This window comes from Pelagicoccus sp. SDUM812002 (genome assembly GCF_031127835.1).
In the GTDB taxonomy this organism is placed as follows: Bacteria; Verrucomicrobiota; Verrucomicrobiia; order Opitutales; family Opitutaceae; genus Pelagicoccus.
This window is the reverse complement of record NZ_JARXHX010000042.1, coordinates 1-6,673: the sequence shown is the minus strand read 5'-3', so window position 1 is coordinate 6,673 and position 6,673 is coordinate 1. Positions and strand designations below refer to the sequence as shown.

At 51.6% G+C, this 6,673-nt stretch carries 7 protein-coding genes and 2 pseudogenes; 2 read left to right on the top strand and 7 right to left on the bottom strand.

Annotated features, from left to right (window positions below; all coding sequences use genetic code 11):
- The first annotated feature begins 277 nt into the window (after positions 1–277).
- Both QEH53_RS23165 and QEH53_RS23160 read left to right on the top strand, forming a co-directional pair.
- Positions 278–544 (top strand): ribbon-helix-helix protein, CopG family, encoded by a 267-nt coding sequence (locus QEH53_RS23165; protein ID WP_309025618.1) that lies wholly within the window; start codon positions 278–280, stop codon positions 542–544.
- Positions 541–825, top strand: coding sequence for a type II toxin-antitoxin system RelE/ParE family toxin (locus tag QEH53_RS23160; protein ID WP_309025617.1), 285 nt, complete (start codon positions 541–543; stop codon positions 823–825). The genes QEH53_RS23165 and QEH53_RS23160 overlap by 4 nt, the downstream gene beginning before the upstream one ends.
- Before the next feature lie 51 nt (positions 826–876).
- On the opposite strand, the gene QEH53_RS23155 is transcribed toward QEH53_RS23160, so the two are convergent.
- The 7 genes and pseudogenes from QEH53_RS23155 to QEH53_RS24555 all read right to left on the bottom strand — a co-directional run.
- Entirely contained in the window at positions 877–1,326 is a 450-nt protein-coding gene (locus QEH53_RS23155) for a hypothetical protein (RefSeq protein ID WP_309025616.1), read from the bottom strand.
- Positions 1,304–1,888, bottom strand: a complete 585-nt coding sequence (locus tag QEH53_RS23150; protein WP_309025615.1) for a nucleotidyltransferase domain-containing protein — start codon at positions 1,886–1,888, stop codon at positions 1,304–1,306. Before QEH53_RS23150 ends, QEH53_RS23155 begins: the two co-directional genes overlap by 23 nt.
- Before the next feature lie 220 nt (positions 1,889–2,108).
- Positions 2,109–2,345 (bottom strand): annotated as a pseudogene (locus tag QEH53_RS23145) (integrase core domain-containing protein); the annotation flags it as partial.
- 134 nt (positions 2,346–2,479) lie between these two features.
- Complete coding sequence (locus tag QEH53_RS23140) at positions 2,480–4,009, bottom strand: ATP-dependent helicase (protein ID WP_309025614.1); 1,530 nt, start codon at positions 4,007–4,009, stop codon at positions 2,480–2,482.
- Positions 4,006–5,787, bottom strand: a complete 1,782-nt coding sequence (locus tag QEH53_RS23135; RefSeq protein ID WP_309025613.1) for an AAA family ATPase — start codon at positions 5,785–5,787, stop codon at positions 4,006–4,008. The genes QEH53_RS23140 and QEH53_RS23135 overlap by 4 nt, the downstream gene beginning before the upstream one ends.
- Before the next feature lie 61 nt (positions 5,788–5,848).
- Positions 5,849–6,121, bottom strand: a pseudogene (locus QEH53_RS23130) (DNA damage-inducible protein D); the annotation flags it as partial.
- A 399-nt stretch (positions 6,122–6,520) separates the two neighbouring features.
- Positions 6,521–6,673 (bottom strand): hypothetical protein (locus tag QEH53_RS24555; RefSeq protein WP_369426454.1); only part of this gene is annotated, 153 nt, incomplete at its 5' end.

The following is a 6,673-nucleotide window of genomic DNA, read 5'->3' as shown; positions in this document are numbered from 1 at the left end:
GAGTGTCCGGTTCGCCGCTAGTCTGGAAATGGGACTAGGAGTAAGGTTTCGGGGATCGGACTGGCTCTTTTTTCGTAGATGTGCCGGGTGGAAAAACAACGGACAGGCTAATTATCGCGGTCCCTGAAAAGGTAAAATTTTCCAGTTTAAGCCGTTGGGTCCTCTTTCCTTTTTCAATTCGCCTATACCGCAAAGAGTAAGGATTGACTCTTTATGGTGCTCCAAACGTTGTTGGAAATTGACAGTGTAGCGACATTGTGCGACACATGCTGCCACTATGGCGAATACTCAAGGGATACGGTTGGATGCTGACGTTCAGGAACGGCTCAAGTGGTTGGCTGGGCGAAAGGACCGCAGCATGAACTACCTGATCAAACAGGCCATCGATCGCTACCTTGAAGACGAAGAGCGCGTTGAGAGGGAGAAGGTCGAAGACCAGGAACGCTTAGAACACTTCCTCGATACCGGAGAGCATATCAGCCATACGCAGATGAAGGGTAAGCTAAAAAAGCTCCTATCAAAGGCTCGAAAAGCTGCCTCATGAAGCTGGTCTGGCTAAAGGAGACTGAGGACGACATCGAGCGCTTGTTTGCTTTTCTGTACGAGAAAAGTCCTGATGCAGCGACTAAGGCTATCGAGTCTATTCTCGAAAAGTCAGAAATGTTGCGAGAGTTTCCGGAGCTCGGGCCTTTGATGCAGGACGAAAGCGGTCGCCGAGAATTGATTATTCCCTTCGGCGCTGGAGCGTATGTATTGAGGTACTACATACTGAAAGACACCGTCGCCATCGTTCGCGTTTGGCACAGCAGGGAAGTTCGAAAGTAGGGGGCGTTTGCGTTTTGACGTTTGACCCCATTTGCGACGCCCCGGATGGGATTAGGATTTTGGGGTGAGATTGGGACGATTAGAACTGAGCCAATTGAGTACGTCGGTTTTTAGCTCTTCGGCGAATTGGATCAGCTCCGCCGCTTCGTCGTCGCTTATTTGTCCAACAAGGTCGTACTCGGCGGTGTTTCGTTTGACGCGGCAGGTGTCGAGGTAGTCGGCGTCATCTTGGCGATCCTTCCCGAGGATTAGGACTAAGGCTTGCAGCGTGCGGTAGTGGGCTAGGTTTTTGTCGGCACGAAAGCCTTCTGCGTAGAGCAGAATGGCACAAAGTTTAAGGGCTGCGTTGTAGGCGATACCGAATTGCCAGTCGGCGGAGAGACGAGCGGTGCGAGCGTCCTTGAGGTCTCGTTCAGCGATGTCCCACAATTCGCTGATTTGCGAAGGGGTGGTTTTATGGGGCTTGAGCCACCCGTTCTTATACCATTGCTGCAAGCTCATCGTCGCTGCCCTTGATCCAGAGTTTCGGTGCGTTCAGTATGCTTTGGATAAATGCGTCACCGCTAGCGGCCTTTTGCGCAAAGCCCTTGGCGGTGATGGTGTAAGGATTGATCTCCCGTCCTATCGATTCGGATACGGGACGAAGCTTGGGGGTAAGCTTGCGTAGGCCAACGCTGCCGATGGCGAAGAAGTCGACGTCGCTGCTTGCCTTTGCCTGGCCACTGGCTGTTGAGCCAAAGACGAAGGCCAGGTTGATGCCATCGATTTCCTTGGTCGCTTCTGAAAGCGAGTTGGCGAGTCCACTGGTCTTTTCGACGATGCCGCGAAGTTCCGGAAAAATTGGATGGGAGTCGTTGGCCCGGAAGTAGAGTCGGTTGCCGTCGCGACGCGAGACGAGTAGCTCTGTTTCTTCAAGGCGCTGTACTTCCTTCTGCAATGCTCCTACTGACATGCCGCTTTGCTTCGCCAGGTCGCGAAGATGGAGCTCTTTCGCTGGATCAGTGAGCAGCAGCCGAAGGAGTTCGGCTCTGGCTTTTGGAAATAGGGAATGAAGGGTAGTCATGAAATGTATTAAAAATTCATACAAACGTATTCTTTTTTAGTACAAAATAAAGCTTAAAGTTGAGGGGGATGATGCGTCGTGCAGATCAACTGCCTTTCCTTAATTTGAGGTGGACCCGTTTAGCGGGACAGGGGTTAGCTGAGTTTTAGTTGGTTACTTTGTATTGGTTTAGTTGAAGGTTTCATCCCATCCCCATGCGCCCCCTAGGGGGCGGCGCCGCTCAGGCGGCCGTTTTCTCCTTCTTCTCGGATTTATAAACTTCGGCGGGCGTCTTGCCGTCAAGCGAGGAGTGCCGACGGCGGTTGTTGTAGAACTCGAAGTAGGCTTTCAGGCCCCGCTTTAGTTGGGCCATCTCCTCGTAGCCCTTCAGGTAGACCTCCTCGTACTTCACGCTGCGCCAGAGCCGCTCGACGAAGACGTTGTCGAGGGCCCGCCCCCGTCCGTCCATGCTCACTCCAGAATCTGAAAACTCGTCTGTCATTTTCGTTGTTGGGGCTTGTCTCTTTATGTCAAAATTTAAGTCCTGACCCCGTTCGGGCTTCTTCAAAATTTAAGGCCTGACCCCGTTCGGGCTTCTTTTGTTTGCCCGTTCTACAACGCTAAAAGCGGGCTTGGTTGATCTTCAGACCGGATAAGGACAAGCCGGTGCGATGCTCGGCTAAGGGCAACGTATAGCAGGTTGCGTTTTGAGGGTTGATCTGGGAAATGAGCAGCATCGCACCCGAAAATTACGGTAGTGTGTGCTTCCAAGCCCTTTGACTTATGAATAGTACTCAAGCACTTTCGTGGCGGCTTCGGATGAGCTCTTGAACGCCGCTGTTTGATCTCTGCTAGTCCTTCATCGGCGTTCACGAACCGACCGATCTTGATCAAATCATCCAGTTCTTTTGGACGATCGATCCGTATCTGACCAAACGGTCCCTCTTTGGCTGAGATCAAGTCACGCAAGTGAGCTGCTGCCATCGCTAATCCAACATGTGTGGGGTTCTCGCGAACCATCGTGGCCATGACGGCCATCTGCGGGGGAATCGTTCCACGAGGATTAGCTGTAGGTATTTCAATTTCTTGGCGAAATCGCTTTGTATACGTGGCACCGAAACCAGTGAGTACAGCTTGGAGGAATTCAACGAACTTAGTAGAGACTTGATCCGATGTTAGATCGCCTGCACTTAAAGCTACAATTAGGTTTTCAAGTTCATTTCTGGTGTGACCTTCCCAAATGGGTAGACGCTGTTTGAATGTCGAGCGAAGGCCATTTACGGTAGCAGAAAGACCTGCTACACAAAGCACTGCTGTGTTTTGGTTGATCGTAACGTTAATTGGGGCCCAATCACAATTCGACGGCGAGAAACGATACGATTGCGCTTTTATCGATGTATTCTCGGCCACCAAGACATCAGGCCGTCCTACAACACCCTTGCTCAAATCAATAGGTTTGCCGTCGCGAAGTCGGATGCGAGCTTGAAGCACCCAAGCACCCAAGGCTGGGTTCGTGGATTTCCATCGATGAGGTGTTCCTAACTCGCCGAAAACGGCATGTTCCTTTAGAGCTGCCCAACGCCCTAGTACATCGGCAACCTTGTTGTTTTGCTTCCGCCCGCCGGGAATGACTTGCATCGGATCACCGAAAATTCGGACTCTCGCGCCGGAGTTGCAGATAGCCAAAAGTAGTCGCTCCTGAGAAACGCTACTATCCTGGTGTTCGTCACAGATAATTACGGGGTATTGCTGAGCTAGGACTCCAGAAACTATTGGGTTCCCGACAACAAAATTAGAGACCATGTTTGCTAGTTGTTCGTGACTGCCTTCTGTAGAGCGGACCCACGCGGCAATGTCCTCGGATAGCCCAAGTGCGATCCTGTACGCATTTGCAATTTGATATATGAAGCTATCGAGTGTGCGTATATCGATCCGCTGCTTCAGCAGCTCTGTTCTTTCGGCAATTACAGAACAAGCAGCATGGGTATGGGTTAGAGTTAGAATCTTCTTTGCGCCAATATGGTCCGCCTCGTGTGCTGCAAAATTGGCGGCTTGGTACGTTTTTCCGCACCCTGCTGGTGCCTCGATCATTACCAGTGGGTGTTTCGATTTGAGGAGTTCAGCAACCTGGTCGTCGGTCATAAGTTTATTTTTGCAACCGCAGGTTTGCCTACCAACTGCAGAATCTGATTAAAAAATGGTCGCAGTTCCGGCTCCACTTGGCTCCAAACCCCAGTTTGCTCGAGATGTAAGAGTAGTTCCCGCCCGCCTGAACCGTCAGCCTTTTTAAACCAATCCTTTGAGTGCTTTTTCCAAGCCTTTTGGTTCGCCTTTCTCTCGTCCTCATTCACTCCCGAAACGGCCGCGGTATCACCTATTGCGGCTTTGATTATATGTCCGCGTAGTTGCTCGCGATCACCTTCAAGAGCAGCCAAAATGTCCTCGAGGGACTTTTCTTCGATGGCTAGGCGGTCTGCAATTGTGCGCAAGCGATACCCTAGTTGGGTACCGTCCGTTTCGCAAAAGAGTCTTTCTAACTTATCGGCAGGTATAAGCGGCAACAGGTTTGATTCGATGCAACCTCTACCCCATTGAAACAACCGCGTTCCCATCAGCTCTTTTAGAGCGTCCCAACGGCCAAAATTTCCGCTATCTCGATCCGCGAAACCACAGAAGACTAGCCTTGCGGACTCCAGCGCTTCAAGGAGGCCAAGTAGCTGGTTGTCACCTTGTCCATTGCAAACTCGAACACCTGCATCAAGTGGGTCGCCTCCGAAGAGCCTCTGTAAGATTTCTGCAACAAATCCTTGTTCGGTTTCGCCTTCTACAATGACGGAAACTCGCGATAAGAAAGTTTCAGGATCGCGTACCAGCTGTTGCTTGATCTTAGCCATATCCAATTTGCCTATGTTCGATTGAGAATCGAGGTACCATAACTGTCCGGCAGTTAGGCAAGATATGGCAATTGGGCTATGTGTGGTGACAAAACATTGTTCGTCGGCAGCTAACAAGTTTCGTGAGAATTGCCGCAAACGGTATGGTTCTAGCCCGCGTTCGATCTCATCGATCACCGCTATTTTAGCGTCAGTCTGTTTTGCAGTTGCAATTTGTAGCGATGCCATACGTCGCGTTCCAGCACCCCAGCTGGAAAGCGGCAGGGCTAGATCACCTTTTTGGGCAAACAAGCCGACGAGAGCACCTATCGAAATGCCACTACTGCCAGTAAGCCCCAGCGATACAGAAGACGGCAAGAAGGCCTCATCGAGTAGCTTGTCCAAATTTTCGAGGGATTTCTTGGATTCTTCTCCCAGTTGTTCCGTCAGAGGAACCTGAGAAATTGCTTGGGTAACTGTGGAGCGCAGGTTTTCATCTGACAGCAGACGATCAAGTGCTGATCCATAGACGAGTCGTAAGTCACGGTCATTTTTGTCGTCGCTGGTGAGCTTGACCACACCGATGCTACGACGCAGTCCGACTGGGAAGTGATTGGTGGTTTCGTCAGGCTGCAAAATTTCCCAAGACAAGTCGAAGTCCGCTGTCGCTGTGAGCAGAACTCGAAAAACGGGTATCTGCAAAACTGGAATGTCTTCTGGTTCGCCGGTTGGTTGAATCGCATTTTCACCATCCCACTCCCAGGGCCAAAAAGTCTTTGTCCCAGAAGAGAACTCGAATCCATCTTTTACCTCGACAACAGCTTCTATCGAGAATCCTGCCTCGGTTTTGCGTTCGAAGTAATCAGCTTCTGTCAGTGTTAGGCTGCTTCCTGGATGAAACAGCATAGCGATAGCCTCAAGAATTGTCGTTTTCCCACTATCGCCACCGCCAATGATCAGATTGAATCCCGAACTAGGGTTCCAAACTAGATCCTTGAAACCGCGAAAGTTCTTTATATTCAACTGTTTAATTTCAATTTTTGCCATTTTTAATCGTGCCGGAGGGCGGTTGGAAGGTGGCAGTCTGAGCGATGAGGTAGCAGGCCTAGCGGGTAAGCATGATATCCTCGATTTCGCGTTCGGCGCCGGAACCGAGGGAGACCATTTTGTTGACGTCAACAAAATGGTCGGAAACGGCATGGCTGGAGACTTCGCAGGCGGTTTTCGCCTTGGAAATGGCGGTCTGGTTGAAGTTGCGCCATTCGGAGTAGCCGAGAAGCTGTTGGAGGTCGCGAGCGAGCCAGTATTCGACGCCGTTTTCTGTCTGCTGGGCGTGGCCTTCGAAGGCGTCGGTGAGCATCTGGATTTGGTTGGATTCCATGGATTTTGGGGGTCGAGTTGAGTTGGCTTGGGTTCGTAGGTCGATAGGCTCGGAGGTGCTAGGATCGCTCGCGTGGCGAGCGAAGGGATAGGGGAGCTGGTAGGAGCCGTCTACCTGCGATTGGAGGTTTGGGGATGGACATCGAAGCGTTGGAATTCGGAAGAATTACTAGATGCCTGTCCGTAGTCTATCCAGTAGAAAAACGGGGGATAAATCGATTTGGGGTATCTGGCTCTGACGTTTGGCGCTGGTGTGCGTTTGTGCTGGATGGTGACGCGAATAGGCGCCCGCGGAGCGGGCGCACCACCTTTTGGGGAGATCTTGCGTTTCGAAGGCGCCCGCGGAGCGGCCGCACCACCTTTGGGGTGGCCTCCTTGGTACGGGGTAAGCGCGGCGGTACTATTGTGGCGTTTCGGCGGATTGGATGACGATCTCGTCGAGGATGAGGCCGGGGTCTACCATTTGGATAGTGATCTTATGCGTGCCTGCGGTTTCGAGGGTGTGTTGGGTGACGCCGGCGGAGTAGGCGCGGATGGTGTTGGCGTTCCAGGC

Excerpts from the sequence above, each read along its gene's own strand:
- QEH53_RS23160 (WP_309025617.1), top strand. The coding sequence starts at position 541 with ATGAAGCTGGTCTGGCTAAAGGAGACTGAGGACGACATCGAGCGCTTG.
- QEH53_RS23155 (WP_309025616.1), bottom strand. The coding sequence starts at position 1,326 with ATGAGCTTGCAGCAATGGTATAAGAACGGGTGGCTCAAGCCCCATAAA.
- QEH53_RS23135 (WP_309025613.1), bottom strand. The coding sequence starts at position 5,787 with ATGGCAAAAATTGAAATTAAACAGTTGAATATAAAGAACTTTCGCGGT.
- QEH53_RS23140 (WP_309025614.1), bottom strand. The coding sequence starts at position 4,009 with ATGACCGACGACCAGGTTGCTGAACTCCTCAAATCGAAACACCCACTG.
- QEH53_RS23150 (WP_309025615.1), bottom strand. The coding sequence starts at position 1,888 with ATGACTACCCTTCATTCCCTATTTCCAAAAGCCAGAGCCGAACTCCTT.
- QEH53_RS23165 (WP_309025618.1), top strand. The coding sequence starts at position 278 with ATGGCGAATACTCAAGGGATACGGTTGGATGCTGACGTTCAGGAACGG.